Consider the following 22428-nt stretch of genomic DNA (forward strand, 5'->3'; position numbering starts at 1 on the left):
CTATCCGAAAGCCCGCACTCCCGTGAGGTGGGCCCCAATGATGAGCTTCTGCACCTCGCTCGTTCCCTCATAGAGGGTGAGGATGCGGGCGTCCCGGTAAAGCCTAGCTACTTCGTACTCTTCGAAGAAGCCGTACCCCCCGTGGACCTGGATGGCCCGGTAGGCCACCCGGTTGGCCGCCTCGCTGGCGAAGAGTTTGGCCATGCTAGCCTCGAGGGTGTAGCCTTCCCCGGCAAGCTTCTTGACCACCGCCTGGTAGGTGAGAAGCCGGCTGGCCTCGAGGTCCAGCTTCATCTGAGCCAGATGCGCCTGGACCAGCTGGAAGCTGGCGATGGGCCTTCCGAACTGGTGCCTTTCCTTGGCGTAGCGTAGGGATAGGTCCAAGGCCCTTTGCATCAGCCCCACCGCTCCCGCCGCCAGGGAAACCCGGCCGGTATCCAGGGTGGAAAGGGCGATCCTAAACCCCTCCCCTACCTCCCCAAGGACCCGTTCCTTGGGCACCCGAACCCCATCCAGGAAAACCATGCCCGTGTCCGCCGCCCTAAGCCCCAGCTTCCCCTTGAGGGGGGCCGTCCTCACCCCGTCCTCCCGCTCCACCAAAAAGGCGGTGATCCCCTTGGCCCCCTTTTCGGGGTCGGTCTTGGCGAAGACGAGGAAGACCCGGGCCACGTTGGCGTGGGAGATGAAGGTCTTCTGTCCTTCCAGCACATAGTGATCGCCATCCCGGTAAGCCCGGGTGCGGAGGCTTCCTGCATCCGAGCCCGCCTCGGGCTCGGTAAGGCCGTAGGCCCCTAGGATTTCCCCCCGGGCCAGGTGGGGGATGTAGCGGTTCTTCTGCTCAGGGGTGCCGTAGGTGAGGAGAGGGGTGAGGACCAGGCTTTGCTGCACGGAGAGGATGGAGCGCAAGGAAGCGTATCCCCCAAGCTCCTCCAGAAGGGCGATGTAGGCCCAAAAGTCCAGGCCAGCTCCTCCCAGCTCCTCGGGTACGAACACCCCCAGAAAACCCAGCTCCCCCATTCGCTTCACCAGGGGCCAGGGAAAGACTTCCTGGGCCTCGTACTCCGCCAAAGCAGGACCTGCTTCTTCCAGAAAGCGCCTGGCCAGCTGCCGGATCTCCTTGTGTTCAGGAAGCTCCATGTTCTAACCCCTTTAGGATGAGATCAAAGTAGAACCTGGCCACCTCCTCCGCCCGCAAGGGCCCGCCCGGACGGAACCAGCGGATCATCCAGTTGAGGAGGGAGAGGATGGCCCGGGCTGTGAGGCCCACATCCAGAGGGCGGAATACCCCCAGTGCCATGCCCCGCTCCAGGATGCTTCGAAGCATGCCCTCGTACCGGTCGCGCAGGGCGATGGTCACAGCTCGCTTCTCGGGAGAGAGGCTTTGCAACCCTTGAAGCATGGCCACGAAAAAGGGCCGATTCTCTTCAAAGAAGCGGGCATGGTCTTCCATGAAGCGCAGAAGGGCTACCTTGGGGTCGGGTTCGGATAGGGCTCTTTCTCCTTGGCGACAAAGGCCTTCCAGGGCCTGAAGGCTGATCTCGTAGAGAACCTCCTCCTTGCTCCGAAAGTGGTGGTAGAGCGCCGCCTTGGAGAGGCCCAGTGCCTCGGCCAGATCTTGGACGCTGGTGGCCTCGTAGCCCTTTTCGGTGAAAAGCCGGGCAGCTTCTTCAAGGATGTGGTCGCGTGTGGCGGTTCCCATATCTCACCGACCGGTCGGTAAGCTCACTATACCGCCAGGAGGGTGGGAGTGTCAAGGCCCTGTAGTCGGTCAACACATTTGGGACTCTGTGGGGACCGCCTCCCCCCGTATTCTAGCCAGGTACTCTAAAGGGGCCAGGCCCCCCAAGGCCCGGTGGGGTCGCCGGCGGTTGTAGTGGTCCAGGTAGGCGTCAAGCTCCCTTTGGAGCTCGGGGATCTGTGAAGGCAACGGTCGTGTGTAGAACTCATCCCTAAAGGTCCGCTGCATCCGCTCCACGTGACCATTGAGCTTGGGGCTCCTCGGCGGTTCATTTGGGGTAGGGGCCCCAAAGAGGAAGAACGAAGAGCTTAACGCCCAAACGTTCACAGACCTCCTCAAAATCGGACATAAACTCGCTGCCCCCATCCACCTGCACCGCACGGATAGGAAAAGGCGCTCGCACCATCAGGCGGGCAAGAAAGCTGGCCGCCAGGTTGGCCGTGGCTCGGGTGTGGACTTCCGCAAGGGAGAAACGGGTGAAGAGGTCGACGGCCGAGAAGTGCTGGATCGTCTCCCCAGGACCCAGGGTCACGGTGAGGGTATCCACCTGGATAAGGTCGCCAGGGTGACCCACCTCGTATCCCTTGGGCTTCCTTTGCGCATAGGGCCTCCTTGGCCTTCCCCTTCCCTTTCCCCTTCCCCTCCTGGCCAAAAAACTGGCCACGCTCTCCACGCGTCCGCTCCCTTCAAGGTAGGCCAGGATCCGCCCCACGGTGCGCTCGCTCACCGCAAAGCCCTCCTTCCTTAGGGTCAGCCAAATCGGCCAGCGGCCCCAGGTGGGGTTCTCCTTCCTTAGGGCTTCCACCCGGATCAGCAGATCGGAAGACCAGTAAATCCTCCGCCGCAAGCGCTGCGGTTCATTTGGGGTAGGGGCCCCAAAGCGGACGTCTTGACCGAGGCTTAAGACCGGCAAGGCCCTCTTCCTTGAGGCGTTTCCGCCAGCGGTAATAGGTGGCCCGGCTGATCCCCAAAAGCTCCTGGATCTCGGGCCAGCCCACCCGGTATTTCCTGAGCGCCTCCACCTGTTTGAGCTTCCGTAAGCGGTCCTGAACCGTGGGATCGCCGGCCCCGGCCCCAAGGTACGCTTCGCGTGACCTTGGAGTTCCCGGGCCTTCCGCGCTCCCCGCAAAACCTCTTTGCCAACCGTGGTAAGCTGCATCCGTGGGGACCCCCTCTCTCCTAGAGTGGTCCCCACATTTTTACTCGTCCAGTCTCACATGTGTCTGTCCGGGTTCAGGCCCTGGCCGTTGGCATTCCACGTTTCCAGGATCCCTATCGGGCTTGCAAGCCAACACGGTTGCCAAACCCCGTATAAGTGTGGAAATATGGAACACGAAGGAGGAGCTTATGAAAATCACCCTCAGCGTCCTCAAGGCCGACATCGGTTCTGTGGGAGGCCACACCTTACCCAGCCGCAGGGTGCTGGCCAAGGTGGAGGAGGTGGTACGGGAAGCCGTAGGCCGCCTGCTTCTCGATGCCTATGTGTTCCACATCGGGGACGACATCGTCCTCCTTGTTTCGCACACCCAGGGTCCGCGGAACCCTGCTATACACGAGCTGGCGTGGAAGGCGTTCCGGGAAGGTACCCAGGTGGCTAAGGAGGAAGGCCTTTACGGGGCCGGGCAGGATCTTTTGAAGGACGCCTTTTCCGGTAACCTCCATGGCCTGGGGCCCCAGGTGGCGGAGATGGAGTTTGCCGAACGTCCCGCCGAGCCCTTCATGGTGCTGGCGGCGGACAAGACCGAGCCCGGGGCTTTCAACCTGCCCCTTTACCTGGTCTTCGCCGATCCCATGTACTCCTCAGGCCTCTTGCTTTCCCCCGATTTGCGCCCTGGCTTCCGCTTCCGCATCATGGACCTGGCCCAGACGGAAAGGGATAGCTACATCGTCCTTGATGCCCCGGAGAGGCTTTACGACATTGCCGCCTTGCTTAGGGACTCCCACCGCTTTGGGATAGAGTCCATCTGGTCCAGGAAGTACGGTGAGATCGCCGCCGTGGTGAGCACCACCCGCCTGCGAAACATCGCCGGGCGTTACGTGGGCAAGGACGATCCCGTGGCCATTATCCGCACCCAGAAGATCTTTCCCGCCACGGAGGAGTTTGGCCCGCCCTTTGCCCTGGCTCCTTTCGTGGCGGGGGACACCCGGGGCAGCCATCACCTGCCCTTGATGCCGGTGAGGGCCAATACCCCTGCGTCCACCTTCTTCTGCGTGCCCATGGTGTGCGGGCTGGCTTTCTCCCTCAAGGACGGGCGTTTTTCCGAGCCCGTGGACCTCTTTGCCGACCCGGTTTGGGACACGGTGCGGGCCAAGGTGGTGGAGAAGGCCCAGGAGATGCGCCGCCAGGGCTTTTACGGCCCGGCCATGCTGCCCATGGAGGAGCTGGAGTACACGGGGATTGCCGAGCGCCTAAAGGAGCTGGAGCGGGAGTTTTCGTAGGGCCTCGCTGGTTGGCAGTGCGGACAATGCCCCGTGTGCTTCCCCGAAGGGGAAGACCAGGCGGAGCCTCGAGGGGGGTCCTTCGCCTGGAAAAGGGGTAGACTCTTCCGGGAGAAGCCTATGGACCTCACTTACTACCCCTATCCCTCCCGTCGGCACGTGGTCATGGGCCGGCGGGGAGCGGTGGCCACCAGCCAGCCCCTGGCTGCCCTGGCGGGGATGGAGATGCTCCTAAAGGGAGGAAACGCCGTGGATGCCGCCATCGCCATGGCGGCTACCCTCACGGTGGTGGAGCCCACCAGCAACGGGATCGGGGGTGACCTCTTTGCCATGGTGTGGGATGGACGGCTCCACGGGCTGAACGCTTCCGGAAAGAGCCCCTTAAGCCTGACCCCCGAGCGGATTCCCGAGGGGGGAATGCCGGAAAGGGGCTGGTTCCCGGTGACGGTGCCCGGAGCGGTTTCGGGATGGCGGGCCCTGCACGAACGCTTTGGAAGGCTTCCTTTTCCCGAGGTCCTTGCCCCCGCCATCCGCTACGCGGAGGAGGGCTTCCCGGTGGGACCGGAAACGGCGCGGGCCTGGCGGCGGGCGGAAGGGATCTACCTACCTCTTCGGGGGCTCGAGTTCCGGGCCTTTCAGGAAGTTTTCTTTCCCCAGGGCCGGGCGCCGAGGGCGGGAGAGGTTTGGCGTAGCCCTGGGCATGCCAAAACCCTAAGGGAGATCGGGGAAAGCTACGGGGAAAGCCTTTACCGGGGAAAGCTGGCGGAGGCCATTGCCGGCTTCAGCGAGGCTACCGGGGGCCTCCTTAGCCTCGAGGACCTGAAGGCCCACGAGCCGGAGTGGGTGGAGGCTCTTTCCGTGAACTACCGGGGTCTTACCGTGCACGAACTCCCCCCCAACAGCCAGGGGATCGCCGCCCTCCTGGCTTTGGCCATCCTCGAGGGGTTTGACCTTAAGCCGGAAGACCCCTTCAGCTACCACGTACAGATCGAGGCCATGCGCCTGGCCCTGGCGGACGCCTTCCGCTACGTGGCCGACTCCCGCTACCTGGAGAAGCCCCCCCAGGCCCTGCTCTCCCCCGAATACGTGGCCTCCCGCCGAAGCCTCATCGGGGAACGAGCCCTGCCCCAGGCCCTGCCCGAGGTGAGACCCGGGGGAACCGTCTACCTGGCGGCGGCAGACGGGGAACTCATGGTCTCCCTCATCCAGTCCAACTACCAGGGCTTCGGCTCGGGGATCCTGGTTCCCGGGACGGGGATCGCCCTGCAAAACCGGGGCCTGGGCTTTTCCCTGGAGGAGGGCCACCCCAACCGGGTGGGACCGGGTAAACGGCCCTACCACACCATCATCCCGGGATTTCTCACCCGGGGGGGCAAGGCCCTGGGCCCCTTTGGGGTGATGGGAGGCTATATGCAACCCCAGGGACACCTGCAGGTGGTGGTGGGCCTGACGAACTTTGGCCTGAACCCCCAGGCGGCGCTGGACCGGCCCCGGTGGCAGGTGGTGCCGGGTAGGGGAGGGGAGGACCGGGTGGTGCTGGAGCCGGGAATCCCCCAGGCCACCGCTTTGATTCTGCGGGACCTGGGGCATCGGGTGGAATACGGGATGGAGCCCGGATACTTTGGCCGGGGCCAGGTGATCCTGCGGCAGGGCGAGGTGCTGGTGGGGGGATCGGATCCCCGGGCGGAGGGGTTGGCTTTGGGGTGGTGATTTGAGGAGAGGAATCGCACAAGCGCTTTATATCGTGAACGTCTACACATACCAGCGAGATGGCCTGGATACCCAAAAAACCCAAGACTCAGCGTTTCCCCTTAGCAACCATTGACGCCAACCACAAGAGGTAGTAGCCTCTTGTTAGGACGCCCAATACTTAGGGTGTCCTGGCCGCGATGCCAGGCCGACAGGCCTGGACGCCGGCCGGCGGTGGGGGAAGTCCGGTGAAAGTCCGGCGCTGTCCCGCAACGGTAACCGGCTCTGTCCGGAAGCCCGAGTACCCGCTTCGCGGCCTTACCCCGTAGCCCTCGAGGCAAGGGTGAAGGTGGTGATGCCTGTGGGACCTTAGACTCCTAACCCCCCAAAACCCGGTGGCCCAAGGACCTTGGGCCAGGCGATCTTAGGCAAGTTCTTGCCCAGCACTTGGTGGAGCGCTCCCTTCTTGTCATCTCCCAGGTGGAGCTTTCCGTGAAGCTCTTCTGGGCCCGAACCTACGAGGTCTTCCCGAAGCCAGAGGTGGCCGAGGTGGGCATGACCTTCGCCGAAAGCGAGGTGCGTCACGCCAACGCCTACGCCCACCTTTTGGATCTCCTGGCCCTCGAGGACCGCTTTGCCCAGGCCTTGGAGAAGGAGACCGCCTTAAGGGAACGGCACCGCCACTTAACCGCGGTCCTGGGGTCCGCCTTCCGAGGCGACCTGAGGGGACACGCCCTCGCCCTCCTTCTCTTTTCCGCCTTCACCGAACACGCCTCCCTTTTCTCCCAGTTCTACGTGCTTATGGCCCTGAACAAGCGCCTTGGTCGCTTCAAGGGGATCTCCAACGCCATCGAGGCCACCAGTAAGGAGGAAAACCTGCACGGCCTCTTTGGGGTAGAGCTCCTCAGGATCCTTAGGGAAGAGCGGCCGGACCTCTTCGGGCCCTCCTTTACCGAGGAAGCCCTGGATAGGGTAGAGGCCTTCTTTCGCACGGAGGAGGTCCTTTTGGAGTGGATCTTCGCCCGGGGGGACACCGAGGCGGTGAGGGGAGAGGAGGTCCTGGAGTTCCTTAAGTGGCGGTACAACCAGGTTCTTTCCCTCCACAGCCTGCCCGCTCCCTTCCCCGTGCGGAAGGAGTGCCTAAGGGATGCGGAATGGTTTGACCTAGAGCTTTTGGCGGACAAGGAAGTGGACTTCTTCAACAAGAGGAGCGTGGCCTACGCCCGCAGGGTGCAGAGCTACGACCCGGAAAGCCTTTTCTAGGAGGGAAGGATGACCAAGACCAAGCGGGAATACCGGCCCTGGTACTGGGCCAACGAGTGGACGAGGCTCTACATGAGCCGGGGCTACCTTCTCCCTGGGGTGACGGTGGAGAAGAGGGTGAAGGAAATCGCCGACCGGGCGGAGGCCCTGACCCGCATCGAGGGCTTCTCCCGCAAGTTCCAGGAGTACATGGCCAAGGGTTGGTACTCCTTGGCCACCCCCATCTGGGCCAACTACGGCCTCAAGCGGGGTCTCCCCATCTCCTGCTACGGCACCTACGTGGAAGACGACACCGCCTCCATCCTGAGGGCGGTGGCGGAGATCGGCATGATGAGCAAACAGGGTGGGGGCACCTCGGTTTACCTGGGGGCCCTTCGCCCCAGGGGAGCCCCCATCCGGGACAACGGGGAGAGCAACGGCTCCTACGCCTTTGCCTCCCTTTTCGACCGGGTGATCGAGGTGTTCAACCAGGGTTCCACCCGCCGGGGGCAGTGCGCCGCCTACCTCCCTATCGAGCACCCGGACCTCGAGGAGTGGTTCAAGATCCAGCGGGAAGGAGGGGAGATCCAGTCCCTCTTCTTTGGGGTTTCCGTGGGGGATGCCTGGCTGGAGGAGGCCATCGCCGGGGACAGGGAGAAACGGGAAAGGTGGGCTAAGGTACTCAAAAGCCGCACCGAGGTGGGGATCCCCTACATCTTCTTCCGGGACAACGCCAACCGCCAGGCCCCGGAGGTTTTCAAGAAGCTGGGGAAGACGATTCATGCCAGCAACCTCTGCACCGAGATCATGCTCCCCTCGGGCCCCGAGGAAAGCTTCGTGTGCTGCCTCTCCTCCCTAAACCTCCTCCACTTCGACGAGTGGAAGGACACGGACGCTGTGGAAACCCTCACCATCTTCCTGGACTCCGTGCTGGACGACTTCATCGAGAAGGCGGAGGGCATCCCCTACATGGAGCGGGCGGTGCGCTTCGCCAAGCGGTACCGGGCCATCGGCATCGGGGTCTTGGGCTGGCACAGCTACCTGCAGTCCAAGGGGATTCCCCTGGAGAACGCGGAGGCCCTTTTCCTTAACAACCTCATCTTCAAGACCATCCGGGAAAAGGCGGAGGAGGCGAGCCGCTGGCTTAGGAAGCGCCATCCGGAGGACGAACTGGCCGACCTAATGGAAAGGCGGAACGCCACCCTCCTGGCCATCGCCCCCACCAAGAGCAGTTCCTTCATCCTAGGCCAGGTTTCCCCCTCCATCGAACCCTACACCAGCAACTACTACCTAAAGGACCTGCAAAAGGCCCGGGTCCCCTTCAAGAATCCCTTTTTGCAGGAGCTCCTACGCCAAAAGGGCAAGGACGAGGAAAAGGTGTGGCGGAGTATCCTGGAGCATAACGGCTCGGTCCAGCACCTGGACTTTCTTACCGACGAGGAAAAGGATGTCTTCAAGACCTTTGCCGAGGTGTCCCAAAAGACCCTGGTCAACCTGGCCATAGGGCGGCAGAAGCACATTGACCAAGGGCAGTCCCTGAACCTGGTGATCCATCCTGAGGCCCCACCCAAGGACGTGAACGAGCTCTACCTCCACGCCTGGAGGGGTGGGTTAAAGGCCCTTTACTACCAGTTCAGCGCCAGTGCGGCCCAAGCTTACAGCCGGGACCTGCTGCTTTCCTGCCGGGCTTGCGAAGGTTAAGAGCCCCCTTGGTGGCTATCACGGAAGGGCTTACGCAGCCCCACCCTCCAAAAGCCGGGGTGGGGTTGACCCCAGCCCTTTGTTCGCGAAAGGTACATTTCGCGCATATGTTATACTACCCCCGTGGAACCCGCTCTTATTTGGAAATCCATCGGCATTAAAAAGCCCGAGAAGGCCCTTCAACCCCTGGCACCCTATGCCGAATACCTCCTTTTGGAGCGGGGATACTCCCCCAGGGGGGTGCGCCGCTACCTCCAGGACCTGACCCTCTGGTTTCGCTTCCTCCAGGAAGAGGGTTTCACCCCGGGCCCCGAGGCGGTCCGGGCGCTCCTCCTCAAGGAGCGTTGGGCCCCAAGGAGGGTGCAGGGGTTCCTAGCGGCCCTCCGCAGCTACTACCGCTACCTGTCCCAGGTCAAGGGAGAGGCCGTGTCCGACCCCACGGAGGGCATAGGCCGCCCCAAGGCCGGGCGCAGGCTTCCCCTGCACCCCGCTCCGGAGGAGCTCAGGCGCTTCCTCGAGGCCCTGGAAGCCGAAAGGGAGGCCAGGCTCCTCAGCCGCCTGGCCCGGTTCCTCTACGGCACGGGGCTTCGCATCTCCGAGGCCCTTTCCCTGAAGGGTCGGAACGTGATCCTCGAGGGCTCGGTTCCCGTGGCCATCCGGGTGGTGGGCAAGGGAAACAAGGAAAGGCTGGTGCCCCTTTCCAGGACCGCCCGGGAGGTTCTTTTAGAGTTGGGGCCACCCCAGGGTAATGTGAGTATTTTCACGTTCACTCAGGGAAGGCACCGGGGCAGGGTTCCTTCCGCCCGGTACGTGGAGGCCAGGTTCCGGGAGGCGGCCCTGAGGGCGGGCCTGGACCCCAGGCGCTTCACCCCGCACAAGCTCCGCCACGCCTACGCCACCCTGCTGGTGGAAAACGGCGTGGAGCTGGATGCCGTAAAGGACCTTCTGGGCCACGAGTCCATCGCCACCACCCAAATCTACCTGCACGCCTCGAGGGAACGGCTCAGGGAGGCGGCCTCGAGGTTGCCCGAGCTTTAAGGCGGGTACATCGGAAGCCGGCTAGGCCCCCCTTGACCTACCGGGACCCGCAAAAGGTGATGCGGGACACTTGTCCCTTCGCCTCAGGTGTGCTACCCTAACAAACGACCGTTAGCCATGGAGCGGCGCGAGCAAATCCTCACCATAGCAGGCCACCTCTTCAGCCAGCGGGGCTACCACGCCACCAGCATGCGGGAGCTGGCCAAGCACCTAAACCTCCAGGGGGGAAGCCTGTACGCCCACATCACCTCCAAGGAAGAGCTCCTCCTGGAGGTGGTGCGCCAGGCCGCCGAGCGCTTCCTTAAAGTTCTGGAGGGACTTAAGGGCGACCCCGTGGCCAAGCTGAAGGGCCTAGTACGGGGCCACCTCGAGGTCATCGCTCAGGAGCTGCCCCGGGCCACGGTTTTCTTCCACGAGTGGAAACACCTCTCCCCTCCCCTTCTGGAGGAGGCCAAGGCCTTGAGGCGCCGCTACGAGGAAGGCGTCCAGGCGGTCATGGAGGAGGGTATGGAACAAGGGGTCTTCCGGGTGGAAAACCTCCGTCTGGCCACCCTCTTTGTCCTTTCCGTCCTGAACTGGACCTACCAGTGGTACCGGCCCGAAGGGCCGCTTTCCCTGGAGGAACTTTCGGAAGCCTACGCCACCCTCATCCTGAGGGCCTTGGGCGTGGAGGCGAATGAGGATAAAGGAGGCGAGGATGGTTAAGCTTAAGCTCGGCTACCCAGAGGATCCCGACTACCAGGAAAGGCTAGAGGAGTTTGAGGCCCGCATCGCTCGGGGCGAGAAGATCGAGCCCGGGGACTGGATGCCCGCCGAGTACCGGCGCCAGCTCATCCGTATGATCTCTCAGCACGCCCATAGCGAGTGGGTGGGGATGCTTCCCGAGGGTGCCTGGATCACCCGGGCTCCTTCCATCCGGCGGAAGCTCATCCTGCTGGCCAAGGTTCAGGACGAGGCCGGGCACGGGCAGTACCTCTACCACGCCGCCGAAACCCTGGGGATCACCCGGGAAGAAATGGTGGAGGTCCTTCTTTCCGGCAAGGCCAAGTACTCCAACATCTTCAACTACCCCACCCTCACCTGGGCGGATGTGGGCATCATCGGCTGGCTGGTGGACGGGATGGCCATCAAGAACCAGACCATGCTGGCCCAGTGCTCCTACGGGCCCTACTCCCGGGCCATGGTGCGCATCTGCGCCGAAGAAACCTTCCACCACAAGCAGGGGAAGGAGGCCGTCCTCCTCTACGCCAGGGGCTCCAAGAAGCAGCGCCAGATGGTGCAGGATGCCCTGAACCGCTGGTGGTGGCCCACCCTGATGATGGCCGGGCCCCACGACACCGACTCCCCCCATACCCCCCTCCTTCTGCGGTGGGGCATCAAGACCAAGACCAACGACCAGGTGCGCCAGGAGTTCCTGAACGAACACGTCCCCGAACTCTTGGACGCTGGGCTCACCATCCCCGACCCCGACCTCCGCTACGACGAGAAGACGGGCAACTGGATCCACGGGCCGATCCCCTGGGATGACTTCTGGAAGGTGATCAACGGGGAAGGCCCCATGAACCGGCACCGGCTCATGGCCAGGAGGAGGGCCCACGAGGAGGGACGCTGGGTGCGGGAGGCCCTCGAGGCCTACGGCAAGCGCCACCTGGTCCAGGCCGCGGATTAGGAGGGCACCATGTGGGGAACCGAGTGGCCCCGGTTTGAGGTGATCAAGCAGGACACCAAGCATGGCCCCCCGCAGATGGTGGGTTCGGTACACGCCGCTGACCCGGAGCACGCCCTCTTGGTGGCCCGGCACGTCTTCGTGCGGCGCCCCGCCGCCTACGCCCTCTTCGTGGCCCCGGCCGAGGCCTTCTTCCACGTTTCCCAGGAAGGCCTAAAGGATCTGAAGCCCACCAGGAGGGAGGGAGGAAGCGAAGAACCTTACTGGGTCTTCGCCAAGCGGAGCCACCGCCGGAGCATGGTCTACGGGGACCTAGTGGGCCGCTTCCTGGCGCAAGGCCCGGAGGATGCCATAGCCCAAGCCCTCCTACAGGCCCAGGGGGTGGCCTTCTGGGCGGTTCCCGAGCGCCTGGTGGTGGGGACCGAGCCCACCGAGGAAGTGGTGGAAAGCTGGTTTGCCCCGGCCAAGGAGAAGACCTACCGCCTGCAAAGCTACTACGGGCTCATCACCGCCAAGGGGGTGGAGAATGCTTGAGGCCTACCTGAAGGACGCCCTGGTGGCCCGGCTCACCGCCTGGGCCGACGATGAGGTGGTTCTGGCCCAGCGGCTTTCCGAGTGGGTGGGGCATGCCCCCATCCTCGAGGAGGATATCGCCATCGCCAACCTGGCCCAGGATGAGCTGGGCCACGCCAAGGTCTGGCTGGAGCTCCAGCAGGAGCTGAACGGCTCCGACCCCGACCGCCTGGTCTACTTCCGCGATCCCCTGGAGTTCCAAAACGCCATTCTGGTGGAGCTCCCCAAGGGGGACTGGGCCTTCACCATGGTGCGGCAGTACCTCTTTGACGCCTACGAGAACCTCTGGCTCAAGGAGGCAACCCGGAGCGCCTACGCCCCCCTGGCCGAGGCGGCAAGCCGCATCCTGAAGGAGGAAAGGTTCCACCTGAAGCACTCTTCTCTCTGGGTGGAGCGCCTGGGCCAGGGCACGGAGGAATCCCACCGCCGGGCGCAGGAGGCCCTGGAAACCCTCTTCCCCTACGTGCGCCAGCTCTTCCAGCCTCTCCCGGGGGATGAGGCCCTGGTGGAGGCAGGGGTGGTACCGGATCTCAAGGCCCTCGAGGCTCCCTACCTGGAGGAGGTGACTGCCCACCTGGTGCGCTCGGGCCTAAGGCCGCCTGAGGGAGGGTACGTGCCCAAAAGCCGCCAGGAACACACGGAGTACCTCTGGTCCCTTCTCGCGGAGATGCAGTCCGTGGCCCGCTGGGACCCGGAGGCCAAGGCATGGTAGAGCGGTACTGGGAAGCCCTAAAAGGGGTTAAGGACCCGGAGATCCCCGTCCTCAACATCGTGGAGATGGGGATGGTCTTGGGGGTGGAGGCGGAAGGGGAAAAGGTCAGGGTCCGCTTCCGCCCTACCTTTTCCGGCTGCCCTGCCCTACGGCTCATCCGCGAGGAGATCGAAAAGGCCCTGCGGGAGGCAGGAGCCAAGGAGGTGGAGGTGGTGGAGGCCAGGACCCCCTGGAGCACCGAGGACATGGCCGAGGAAGCCCGAAGGAAGCTCCTGGGTTACGGCGTGGCCCCACCCCTTCCCCTCCCCCTGGCGGGGAAGGATCCCCCCTGCCCCCGGTGCGGAAGCCAGGAGGTGGTCCTCAAGAACACCTTCGGGGCCACCCTGTGCAAGATGCTCTACCAGTGCGCTGCCTGCGGGGAAGTTTTTGAGGCCTTTAAGACCGTCTGAAGGGGAAACATAAGGCCCGGGACTAGGAGGCGTACGGGGCCTTTTTCCTGGAAGACCTAGAGCGAACACAGTCCGGATTCAAGGAGGAAACCTTGAAGGTAAAAAGCTACCTCATGGGCCAATGGTTGACGGGTGCAGGAGAAGGGGTGCCGGTGCAGGATGCCGCCACCCTCGAGGTGCTGGGCCACGTGACCTCGGAGGGCCTGCCCCTCAAGGAGGCGGTGGCCTGGGGAAGGGAGGTAGGGGGGAAGGCCCTCCTTGCCATGGGCTTCCAGGAGCGGGGCCGAAGGCTTCGGGCCCTGGCACAGTACCTTTCCGAGCGGAAGGAGGAACTCTACCGGCTCTACGCCACCACCGGGGGCACCCGTCGGGATGCCTGGTACGACGTGGACGGGGGCATTGGGGTACTCTTCACCTACAGCTCCCTGGCCCGGACGCTTCCCGAGGGAAACCTCCTTCCCGAGGAGGAAAGCCTTCCCTTAAGCAAGGACTTTTCCTTCCAGGGAAGGCACCTTCTGGGTCCCAAGGGCGGGATCACGGTTCAGATCAACGCCTTCAACTTCCCGGTCTGGGGCCTTTTGGAGAAGTTCGCCCCTGCCTTCCTGGCGGGGGTGCCCACCCTGGCCAAGCCGGCCACCCCCACCGCCCACGTGGCCGAGGGGTTGGTGCGCCTCATGGTGGAGTCCGGGCTTCTGCCGGAGGGAAGCCTCCAGTTCGTGGCGGGAAGCCTGGGGGATGCCCTGGAGGCCCTGGACCACCGGGATAGCGTCTACTTCACGGGTTCCAAGGCCACCGCAGACCGCTTAAAGCGCCACCCTGCCTTTTTGGAGCGGGGCGTCCTCTTCAATGCAGAAACCGACTCCCTAAACGCCGCCATCCTGGGGGAAAAGGCAGGGGAGGAGGAGGTGGAGAGGCTGGCCCGGGAGATTGCCCAGGAGCTTTCCATCAAAACCGGGCAGCGGTGCACGGCCATCCGCCGGGTCCTGGTACCCCAAGGCCGCCTCGAGGCCCTCCTCGAGGCCACCCGTAAGCATCTGGAGGGCCTTAAGCTGGGCGACCCTAGGGAGGAGGGCGTGGACCTGGGGCCCCTGGCCTCCTTAGGGCAAAAGGAGGAGGTGGAAAGGGCCGTGGAAGCCCTCCTGGCCGCCGGGGCCAGGGTGTACTGGCAGCACCCAGGCAGGCGGGATGGCGCCTTCTTTCCCCCTACCCTGCTCCTGGCGGAGGATCCCTGGGCGGAAACCCTCCACCAGGTGGAACCCTTCGGCCCGGTGGCTACCTTCTTTCCCTACCGGGACCGGGAGGAAGCCCTGCGCCTGGCCCGGTTGGGAGGAGGGATGCTGGCGGCCACCCTGGCCACCCCCGATCCCGAGGAGTCCCGCTTCTACCTCCTCGGGCTTTCCGGGGAGGTGGGCCGGCTCCACGTCCTAAACCGATTCAACGCCCATAGCTCCACGGGGCACGGCTCCCCCTTGCCCCGCCTCCTCCACGGGGGACCCGGACGGGCAGGGGGCGGGGAGGAGCTGGGAGGGCTTCTTTCCGTCAAGCGGCACCTGGCCCGCCTGGCCCTCCAGGCCGACCCCCACACCCTGCAGGCCCTCACCGGGGAGTACGCCAAGGGAGCGGAAAAACCTGCCAGCACCCACCCCTTCCGCAAGTACTATGAGGAACTGGAGGTCGGGGAAACCCTCTGGACCCATCGCCGCACGGTCACGGAGGCGGACATCGCCCTCTTCGCCCACCTTTCCTGGGACCACTTCTACGCCCACACCGACGAGATCGCCGCCCAAAAGAGCCTTTTCGGGAAGCGGGTGGCCCACGGATACTTCGTCCTCTCCGCCGCCGCCGGGCTCTTCGTGGATCCGGCACCGGGTCCGGTCCTGGCCAACTACGGCCTCGAGGGCCTGCGCTTCACCGAACCCGTGGGCATCGGGGATACCTTGCAAGCCCGGCTCACGGTGAAGGCCAAGCGGCCCAGGGACGAGAAATCCGGGGTGGTGGAGTGGGCGGTGGAGGTGGTGAACCAGGAGGGCCAAACCGTGGCCGCCTATACCCTCCTCACCCTGGTGGCCCGAAAGCCCACGGATGCTTTGCCCTCCGGGTAAACACATTTTGGAGCTTGCTCTTAACCTGTGCTACCATGGGGGTATGGCCGAGCGCGAACCGGCCTTCTGCCCTGTCTATGCCGCCTTGAACCTCCTCCAGGAGAAGTGGACCCTGCACATCATCAGGGCTCTCCTGGAAGGCCCCAAGGGGTTCAACGAGCTGTCCCGGGCCATCGGGGGGGTAAACCCCGCTACCCTTTCCCAACGCCTGGAGCACCTGGTGGATCTCGGCGTGGTGGAAAAGAAGGTGGAATCCTTCATGCCCCCCCGCACCCGGTACGGCCTCACCGAGGCCGGGCGGGAGCTGGAGGCGGTCATCGCCGCCATAGACCGCTGGGCCCGCAGGAACCTCAAGGTCCCCGTGGGCTGAGGTTTCGGGGCCGAGGGCGATCTGGCGTGCCCGTGAGCCCGAACCCCTTTACGGAGCCTATTCCGCTTCTCCGGCCAGGTACTGGAGGTAGTTGGGCAACCCCATCTGGTTCAGGAGTTCCCGCTGGGCCTCCAGCCAGTCCACGTGGCCTTCCTCGTCCTTGAGGATCTCCGCCACCATGTCCCGGGTGCCGTTATCCCCCAGGCTTTGGGCCAGGTTCATGGTTTCGTTGTAGCCCTTCACCGCCTGGAGTTCCCCTTCGTAGTCCCGGAAAAGGATTTCCTCCACCGTTTTGCCGATCCGGATCTCCCCGATCCGGCTCACCTCCGGAAAACCCTCCAGGAAAAGGATGCGCTCGATGTGCCTCTCCGCATGGCGCATCTCGGTGATGGCGTGGGCCTTGAGGTGGCGGGCCAGGGCTTTAAAGCCCCAGTTCTCCGCCATCTCCGCATGGACCATGTATTGCAAGATGGCGGCCAGTTCCTCGGAAAGCCTTTCCTGAAGGCTTTGAATCACATCGGGATGACCTTTCATAAAGGACCTCCAAGGGCATTATACTCCAGCTGGCTCCATCCAGCAAGGCTTTGTAGTCGGTCAACACATTTGAGACTCTGTGGGGACCGCCTCCCCCCGTATTCTAGCCAGGTACTCTAAAGGGGCCAGGCCCCCCAAGGCCCGGTGGGGTCGCCGGCGGTTGTAGTGGTCCAGGTAGGCGTCAAGCTCCCTTTGGAGCTCGGGGATCTGTGAAGGCAACGGTCGTGTGTAGAACTCATCCCTAAAGGTCCGCTGCATCCGCTCCACGTGACCATTGAGCTTGGGGCTCCTCGGAGGAAGAACGAAGAGCTTAACACCCAAACGTTCACAGACCTCCTCAAAATCGGACATAAACTCGCTGCCCCCATCCACCTGCACCGCACGGATAGGAAAAGGCGCTCGCACCATCAGGCGGGCAAGAAAGCTGGCCGCCAGGTTGGCCGTGGCTCGGGTGTGGACTTCCGCAAGGGAGAAACGGGTGAAGAGGTCGACGGCCGAGAAGTGCTGGATCGTCTCCCCAGGACCCAGGGTCACGGTGAGGGTATCCACCTGGATAAGGTCGCCAGGGTGACCCACCTCGTATCCCTTGGGCTTCCTTTGCGCATAGGGCCTCCTGGGTCTTCGCCCCCCCTTCCCCCGCCGGGCCTGGGCCAGAAAGGCGGCTACGCTTTCCACGCGGCCGTGTGCTTCCAGGTAGGCCAGGATCCGCCCCACGGTGCGCTCGCTCACCGCAAAGCCCTCCTTCCTTAGGGTCAGCCAAATCGGCCAGCGGCCCCAGGTGGGGTTCTCCTTCCTTAGGGCTTCCACCCGGATCAGCAGATCGGAAGACCAGTAAATCCTCCGCCGCAAGCGCTGCGGTTCATTTGGGGTAGGGGCCCCAAAGCGGACGTCTTGACCGAGGCTTAAGACCGGCAAGGCCCTCTTCCTTGAGGCGTTTCCGCCAGCGGTAATAGGTGGCCCGGCTGATCCCCAAAAGCTCCTGGATCTCGGGCCAGCCCATCCGGTATTTCCTGAGCGCCTCCACCTGTTTGAGCTTCCGTAAGCGGTCCTGAACCGTGGGATCGCCGGCCCCGGCCCCAAGGTACGCTTCGCGTGACCTTGGAGTTCCCGGGCCTTCCGCGCTCCCCGCAAAACCTCTTTGCCAACCGTGGTAAGCTGCATCCGTGGGGACCCCCTCTCTTCTGGAGTGGTCCCCACATTTTTACTCGTCCAGTCTCACATGTGTCTGTCCGGGTTCAGGGAGTCCACGGGCCTGGTGCGCCGTGTGAGATGGCTACCTTTGTAGCCCTCCCTGAGCGGCTAGGCTAAGGGCATGGCCAACCGCCTAAGGGGTTCTAGAAGCCCTTACCTCCTCCAGCATGCGGAAGACCCCGTGGACTGGTACCCCTTTGGGGAGGAAGCCTTTAGCGCGGCTTTGCAGGAGGATAAACCCATATTCCTCTCCGTGGGGTACAGCGCCTGCCACTGGTGCCACGTGATGCACCGGGAGTCCTTCAAAGACCCCGAGGTGGCGGGGATCCTCAACCGGTACTTCATCCCGGTGAAGGTGGACCGGGAGGAGCGGCCCGATGTGGACGCCGCCTATATGCAAGCCCTCATCAGCCTCACCGGCCAGGGGGGCTGGCCCATGAGCCTCTTCCTCACCCCGGAGGGGAAGCCCTTCTTTGGGGGAACGTATTTCCCCAAGGAAGACCGCGGAAGTCTTCCCTCTTTTAGACGGGTCCTCCTGGCGGTAGCCCAGGCCTGGCGGGAGGAACGGGAGGCCATCACCAGGGAGGCGGAACGCCTTTCCCGAGCCCTTTGGCGAAGCCTTACTCCTGCTCCCGGACCCGTGCCTCAGGATGTGGAAGAGAAAGCTTTGTCGTTTCTTGCCCGCTCCTTTGACCCAGAGTGGGGTGGGTTTCTCCCCGCACCCAAGTTTCCTCAGGGCAACCTACTCCTTTATCTCCTTTCCTTAGCCTGGCGGGGCAAGGAGGAGGCCCGCAGGATCCTCCACAAGACCCTAAGGGCCATGGCCCTGGGTGGGGTCTACGACCAGGTGGGTGGAGGGTTCCACCGTTACGCCGTGGACCGCTTCTGGTACCTCCCCCACTTTGAAAAGATGCTTTACGACAACGCCCTCCTGGCCCGGGTCTACCTGGGGGCTTACCGGGTCTTCGCCGACCCCCTTTTTCTCAGGGTGGCCCGGGAAACCCTGGACTGGCTTCTTTCCATGCAAAGCCCTGGCCAAGGAGGGTTTTACACGGCTTTGGATGCGGAAAGCGAGGGGGAGGAAGGACGTTACTACACCTGGACTCCGGACGAGCTGCGGGCGGCCCTGGGGGAGGATTACCCCCTGGCCCACCGTTATTTTGCCCTGGGGAAAGCCCCGCCCGTGGAGGGAGGTAACTCTCCCAGGTACGTGCTTACTGCCTGGGGTGAGGAAGAGGTAAAGAGGGAGCTGGGGGAGGGCTTTGCAGCCTGGCGGGAAGGCCTCCGGGCTAGGCTTCTTGCCTTAAGGCGACGTCGCACGCCCCCCAACTTGGACGACAAGGTCTTAGCCGACTGGTCTGCCTTGGCGGTGCGGGCCCTGGCCGAGGCGGGCAGGCTTTTAAGGGACGACCGCTACTTGATGGCGGCCCGGCGCGGGGCCCACTTCCTGGTGGAAACCATGGGCAAGGACGGCCTTGTGCGCCACGTGTGGCGGGCCGGGGCCCTGGGGGAAGAGGCTTTCTTGCAAGACCAAAGCTTCACCGCCTTGGCCTTACTGGAGCTTTACACCGCCACCGGCGAGTGGCCCTATCTGGAGAAGGCAAGGTCGTTGGCGGAGGCAGCCTGGGAGGTCTTTCGAGGGGAGGGTTTTGAAGGACCAAGCACCCCTCCGGCCCAGAAGGCCCTTCCCCTTCCCGCCAAGGAGGTGGAGGAAACCACCCTTCCCTCTGGCAAAAGCGCCCTGGCCGAGGCCTTCTGGCGCTTGCAGGCGGCCTTTGGCGGGGACTACCGCAGGCGGGCCGAGTTGCTTTTGGAGGAAGGGGCCCTGTGGCTTGAGCGCCATCCCCACGCCCTTCCTGGCTTGCTCCTGGTTCACCGCCTCCTCAAGGAAGGAACGGAGCTTGCCCTCCCCACGCCCTCCCCGATTCTGGAGTCGGTACGGGAGCTTTACCTACCCCTTACCCAGTTGGTGGTGGGGCCAGCGGATGCCCTTCCGGGCCTTCTAGGGCGGGAGCCCGGAAGAGCCTACCTGTGCCGGGAGGGAGCCTGCCGGTTACCGGTTGAAGAGGTGAATAGCCTGGTGGAGGAGGTACGGGCGGTCTACGGTGGGTAGCCCTCCTTGTTTGTGCGATCTTTCACGATTAAACTCCCTTGTGCCTTTTCTCTCTCCAACAACATTGACTTTCCCTCTTAGTTCCCCTACACTGTTACCGAACGGTCGGTAAGGAGGTCCCATGCCCGAAGCCTGGATTGTGGAAGCCCTCAGAACCCCCATCGGCAAGCACGGGGGAGCCCTGGCCAGTGTGCGCCCCGACGATCTCCTGGCCCTCGCCCTCTCCGCCCTCATGGAACGAAGCGGGGTCCCCAAGGAGGAGGTGGAGGACGTCTACGCCGGCTGCGCCAACCAAGCCGGAGAAGACAACCGCAACGTGGCCCGCATGGCCCTCCTCCTGGCGGGTTTCCCCGTGGAAGTGGCGGGGTGCACGGTCAACCGCCTCTGCGGATCTGGTCTGGAGGCAGTGGCCCAGGCGGTGCGGGCCATCTGGGCAGGGGAAGGCCAGGTCTACATCGGGAGCGGGGTGGAGTCCATGTCCCGGGCTCCCTTTGTGGTGCCCAAGGCGGAAAGGCCCTTCCCCACCGGCAATCAGGTGATGTACGACACCACCCTGGGCTGGCGCCTGATTAACCCCAAAATGCAGGCCCTTTACGGCACGGAAAGCATGGGGGAAACCGCCGAAAACCTGGCAGAAATGTACCAGATCCCCCGGGAAGAACAGGACCGCTTCGCCCTCCTCTCCCACCAAAAGGCCATCCGCGCCTGGGACGAGGGGCGCTTCGCCAAGGAGGTGGTCCCCGTGCCCGTGAAGCGGGGGAAGGAGGAAGTCCGGGTGGAGGTGGATGAGGGGCCAAGGAGGGATACCTCCCTGGAGAAACTGGCCCAGCTCAGGCCCGTGTTCCGGGAAGGGGGCACGGTGACCGCGGGAAACTCCAGCCCCCTGAACGATGGGGCCGCCGCGGTCCTCCTGGTCTCCGATGCCTACGCCAAGGCCCACGGCCTCAACCCCCTGGCCCGGGTGCGGAGCATCGCCGTGGCCGGGGTTCCCCCCAGGATCATGGGCATCGGGCCAGTGCCTGCCACCAAGAAGGCCTTGGAACGGGCAGGGCTTACCCTGAAGGACATCGGCCTGATTGAACTCAATGAAGCCTTCGCCGCCCAGAGCCTCGCCGTGCTCAGGGAGTGGGGCCTGGACATGGAGGACCCCCGTCTGAATCCCAACGGCGGGGCCATTGCCATCGGCCACCCCCTGGGAGCCTCCGGAGCCCGCATCCTCGCCACCCTGCTCCACGAAATGCAGCGCAGAAAAGTTCAGTTCGGTCTGGCTACCATGTGCATCGGTGTGGGTCAGGGAATCGCCATGGTGGTGGAGGCAGTCTAGGGGATTTCCTCCTCCCACGGGACTTTCTGTGTTATGTGCCTATTGTCACGATGTAATCCGCTTGTGAAGGATAGCTCCACCCCCGGCCACACCTGCCCCAGCAACCACAAATCCTCCGGCGCCACCCGAGCGGGCTTGGCATAACCACCCAGGCTCCCCTTATCCGCCAAGAGGACCAAAGGCCGGCCTGAGGGAGGAACCTGGATGCCCCCGAGGGGCGTGGCCTCGGAAAGCCCCTCCCCTCCGGGAACCTCCGGGCCCGAAAGCTCCAAGCCCATCCGGTCAGCCCGCACCACGCGAAACGGCGCAGACAAGAGAGTGCGGAAGGCCTCCTCCGTAAACTGGGATCCAGGAAGCAGGCGAATGCGGAAAGATTCCGGCAAGGGCCTCTGGCGGAAGGCGAGGCCTGGCCGCACTGCCCTTTCCTCCTTAAGCCCCAGTACATCCCCTGCCCGCAAGGGACGGCCGATCCTCCCCCTTAGGTCCGGGGAAACGGACCCCAGGAAGGATCGGGCCTCGAGGCCCCCGGCCACCGCCAGGTAAACCCTGACCCCCCGGCCCCTGGGCCGGAAGGAGAGGGTTTTACCCCTGGGCCAGAAAAAGCTCTGGCCCGGCGGGATCTCTTCCACCTCCAGGAGGGCGGTAAGCCCATACCCCGCCACCGCCGCCACCAGATCCCTAAGAGCGGTGAGGACCGGGCCCCGGTAGGCCACCTCCAAAAGGGGTGCGCCCGGGGGATTCCCCACCAGGCGGTTGGCCAGGGAGGCGGAGTAGGGATCCAAGGGCCCGGAACGGGCCAGGCCCAGATGCCCCGCCAGGAACCGTCCCCCATCCACCACCAGATCCATAAGCCCCGGCTCCTCCACCCGGAAGGCGGGAATCCGGGGCTCCTCGGGGAGAAGCTCCAAGGGCGAAGGTTCTTTAGGCGTGGACCCCTCTGCCTCCTTAAAGCGCACCCGGTCCCCAGGCCCCAGGAGAAAGGGTTCCTCCCGATGGGGATCGTAAACGGCCACCAAGGCAGTACCCAGCAGGTGCCAGCCCCCGGGGGAAGGCAGGGGGTAGATGCCCGTTTGCGGCCCGGCCATGGCCAGGCTATGGGCAGGGACTCGAGGCCTTGGATGGGGCCGCCTTGGGAGGCGCAAGGCCTCCGCCACAGGAGCCAGGAAGGGAAAGCCGGGAGTGAAGCCCAGGGCATAGACCCGGTACAGGGGGGCCTGGTGTAGGCGCCTGACGGCCTCCAAAGAAAGCCCGGTGCGGTGGGCCACCTCCGGCAGATCCTCTCCGTCGTAGCGCACGGGGATCACCACATACTTCCCCTCTTCTTCCGGCGAAAAAGAGGCTAGGCGGCGGAGAAACCTTAGGAGCCGGGCTCTGGAAAGCCTTCTGGAGTCGTACTCCAGGTAGAGGGTGCCGTAAGCAGGAATGGCGTCCCAAAGCCCTTCCGGGGGAGCCTTAAGGAGAGCCCTAGCCAAGGCCTGGGCCCGGCGGTTGGCCTCCTCGGAAAGCCCTTCCCCAAGAACCAGGTAAAAGCCCTCCACCCCTCCACT

Annotated in this window: 17 protein-coding genes, 3 pseudogenes and 1 riboswitch; of the genes and pseudogenes, 14 read left to right on the forward strand and 6 right to left on the reverse strand. The window is 64.1% G+C overall.

Features of this window, described 5'->3' with window-relative positions; genetic code table 11:
- From MI302_RS06335 to MI302_RS06345, 3 genes and pseudogenes are all read right to left on the reverse strand, one after another.
- Complete coding sequence (locus tag MI302_RS06335; RefSeq protein WP_126177898.1) at nucleotides 1-1137, reverse strand: acyl-CoA dehydrogenase family protein; 1137 nt, start codon at nucleotides 1135-1137, stop codon at nucleotides 1-3.
- A complete protein-coding gene (locus MI302_RS06340; protein WP_239725245.1) occupies nucleotides 1124-1699 on the reverse strand; it encodes a TetR/AcrR family transcriptional regulator in 576 nt (191 codons plus the stop codon). The genes MI302_RS06335 and MI302_RS06340 overlap by 14 nt, the downstream gene beginning before the upstream one ends.
- A pseudogene (locus tag MI302_RS06345) lies at nucleotides 1668-2897 on the reverse strand (integrase core domain-containing protein). The gene MI302_RS06340 and the pseudogene MI302_RS06345 overlap by 32 nt, the downstream one beginning before the upstream one ends.
- Before the next feature lie 188 nt (nucleotides 2898-3085).
- Between MI302_RS06345 and fbp the strand changes: the two are divergent.
- The 12 genes and pseudogenes from fbp to MI302_RS06405 all read left to right on the forward strand — a co-directional run bounded on the left by fbp (nucleotide 3086) and on the right by MI302_RS06405 (nucleotide 15719).
- Complete coding sequence (fbp, locus tag MI302_RS06350; RefSeq protein WP_126200175.1) at nucleotides 3086-4177, forward strand: fructose-1,6-bisphosphate aldolase/phosphatase; 1092 nt, start codon at nucleotides 3086-3088, stop codon at nucleotides 4175-4177.
- Between the two features lie 120 nt (nucleotides 4178-4297).
- The gene (locus tag MI302_RS06355) at nucleotides 4298-5887 is read left to right on the forward strand and encodes a gamma-glutamyltransferase family protein (protein WP_239725246.1); all 1590 of its coding nucleotides are present in this window, start codon (nucleotides 4298-4300) and stop codon (nucleotides 5885-5887) included.
- Between the two features lie 181 nt (nucleotides 5888-6068).
- Nucleotides 6069-6194: riboswitch (cobalamin riboswitch) on the forward strand.
- A gap of 119 nt (nucleotides 6195-6313) precedes the next feature.
- A pseudogene (locus MI302_RS06360) lies at nucleotides 6314-7129 on the forward strand (ribonucleotide-diphosphate reductase subunit beta); the annotation flags it as partial.
- 9 nt (nucleotides 7130-7138) lie between these two features.
- Nucleotides 7139-8809, forward strand: coding sequence for a ribonucleoside-diphosphate reductase subunit alpha (locus tag MI302_RS06365; RefSeq protein ID WP_239725247.1), 1671 nt, complete (start codon nucleotides 7139-7141; stop codon nucleotides 8807-8809).
- Between the two features lie 123 nt (nucleotides 8810-8932).
- Entirely contained in the window at nucleotides 8933-9847 is a 915-nt protein-coding gene (locus MI302_RS06370) for a tyrosine-type recombinase/integrase (RefSeq protein WP_239725248.1), read from the forward strand.
- A gap of 117 nt (nucleotides 9848-9964) precedes the next feature.
- A complete protein-coding gene (locus tag MI302_RS06375) occupies nucleotides 9965-10552 on the forward strand; it encodes a TetR/AcrR family transcriptional regulator (RefSeq protein WP_239725249.1) in 588 nt (195 codons plus the stop codon).
- On the forward strand, nucleotides 10545-11516 hold the full coding sequence (paaA, locus tag MI302_RS06380) for a 1,2-phenylacetyl-CoA epoxidase subunit PaaA (protein ID WP_239725250.1): 972 nt from the start codon (nucleotides 10545-10547) through the stop codon (nucleotides 11514-11516). The genes MI302_RS06375 and paaA overlap by 8 nt, the downstream gene beginning before the upstream one ends.
- A 9-nt stretch (nucleotides 11517-11525) precedes the next feature.
- Nucleotides 11526-12047 carry a phenylacetic acid degradation protein gene (locus MI302_RS06385; protein ID WP_126186989.1) on the forward strand — a complete coding sequence of 174 codons (522 nt, stop codon included), beginning with the start codon at nucleotides 11526-11528 and terminating at the stop codon, nucleotides 12045-12047.
- On the forward strand, nucleotides 12040-12798 hold the full coding sequence (gene paaC / locus MI302_RS06390; RefSeq protein ID WP_038029706.1) for a 1,2-phenylacetyl-CoA epoxidase subunit PaaC: 759 nt from the start codon (nucleotides 12040-12042) through the stop codon (nucleotides 12796-12798). The genes MI302_RS06385 and paaC overlap by 8 nt, the downstream gene beginning before the upstream one ends.
- Entirely contained in the window at nucleotides 12792-13247 is a 456-nt protein-coding gene (gene paaD, locus MI302_RS06395; protein WP_038029708.1) for a 1,2-phenylacetyl-CoA epoxidase subunit PaaD, read from the forward strand. The genes paaC and paaD overlap by 7 nt, the downstream gene beginning before the upstream one ends.
- Nucleotides 13248-13339: 92 nt before the next feature.
- Complete coding sequence (gene paaZ, locus MI302_RS06400) at nucleotides 13340-15349, forward strand: phenylacetic acid degradation bifunctional protein PaaZ (protein ID WP_054391817.1); 2010 nt, start codon at nucleotides 13340-13342, stop codon at nucleotides 15347-15349.
- A gap of 43 nt (nucleotides 15350-15392) precedes the next feature.
- The gene (locus tag MI302_RS06405; RefSeq protein ID WP_026329029.1) at nucleotides 15393-15719 is read left to right on the forward strand and encodes a helix-turn-helix domain-containing protein; all 327 of its coding nucleotides are present in this window, start codon (nucleotides 15393-15395) and stop codon (nucleotides 15717-15719) included.
- A gap of 57 nt (nucleotides 15720-15776) precedes the next feature.
- On the opposite strand, the gene bfr is transcribed toward MI302_RS06405, so the two are convergent.
- Both bfr and MI302_RS06415 read right to left on the reverse strand, forming a co-directional pair.
- Nucleotides 15777-16253, reverse strand: a complete 477-nt coding sequence (gene bfr / locus MI302_RS06410) for a bacterioferritin (RefSeq protein WP_019550930.1) — start codon at nucleotides 16251-16253, stop codon at nucleotides 15777-15779.
- A gap of 43 nt (nucleotides 16254-16296) precedes the next feature.
- A pseudogene (locus tag MI302_RS06415) lies at nucleotides 16297-17414 on the reverse strand (integrase core domain-containing protein); the annotation flags it as partial.
- A gap of 151 nt (nucleotides 17415-17565) precedes the next feature.
- On the opposite strand from MI302_RS06415, the gene MI302_RS06420 reads away from it, so the two are divergent.
- Nucleotides 17566-19557, forward strand: a complete 1992-nt coding sequence (locus MI302_RS06420) for a thioredoxin domain-containing protein (protein ID WP_239725251.1) — start codon at nucleotides 17566-17568, stop codon at nucleotides 19555-19557.
- A gap of 121 nt (nucleotides 19558-19678) precedes the next feature.
- On the forward strand, nucleotides 19679-20881 hold the full coding sequence (locus tag MI302_RS06425; protein WP_019550226.1) for an acetyl-CoA C-acyltransferase: 1203 nt from the start codon (nucleotides 19679-19681) through the stop codon (nucleotides 20879-20881).
- Here the strand turns inward: MI302_RS06425 and pxpB are convergent.
- Nucleotides 20878-22419: a 5-oxoprolinase subunit PxpB gene (pxpB, locus tag MI302_RS06430; RefSeq protein ID WP_239725252.1), complete on the reverse strand. Its 1542-nt coding sequence runs from the start codon at nucleotides 22417-22419 to the stop codon at nucleotides 20878-20880. The two genes, MI302_RS06425 and pxpB, sit on opposite strands and share 4 nt — an antisense overlap.
- Between the last annotated feature and the right edge of the window lie 9 nt (nucleotides 22420-22428).

Origin of the sequence: Thermus sp. NEB1569, from assembly GCF_022385295.1 — a bacterium.
GTDB classification, from domain to species: domain Bacteria; phylum Deinococcota; class Deinococci; order Deinococcales; family Thermaceae; genus Thermus; species Thermus scotoductus.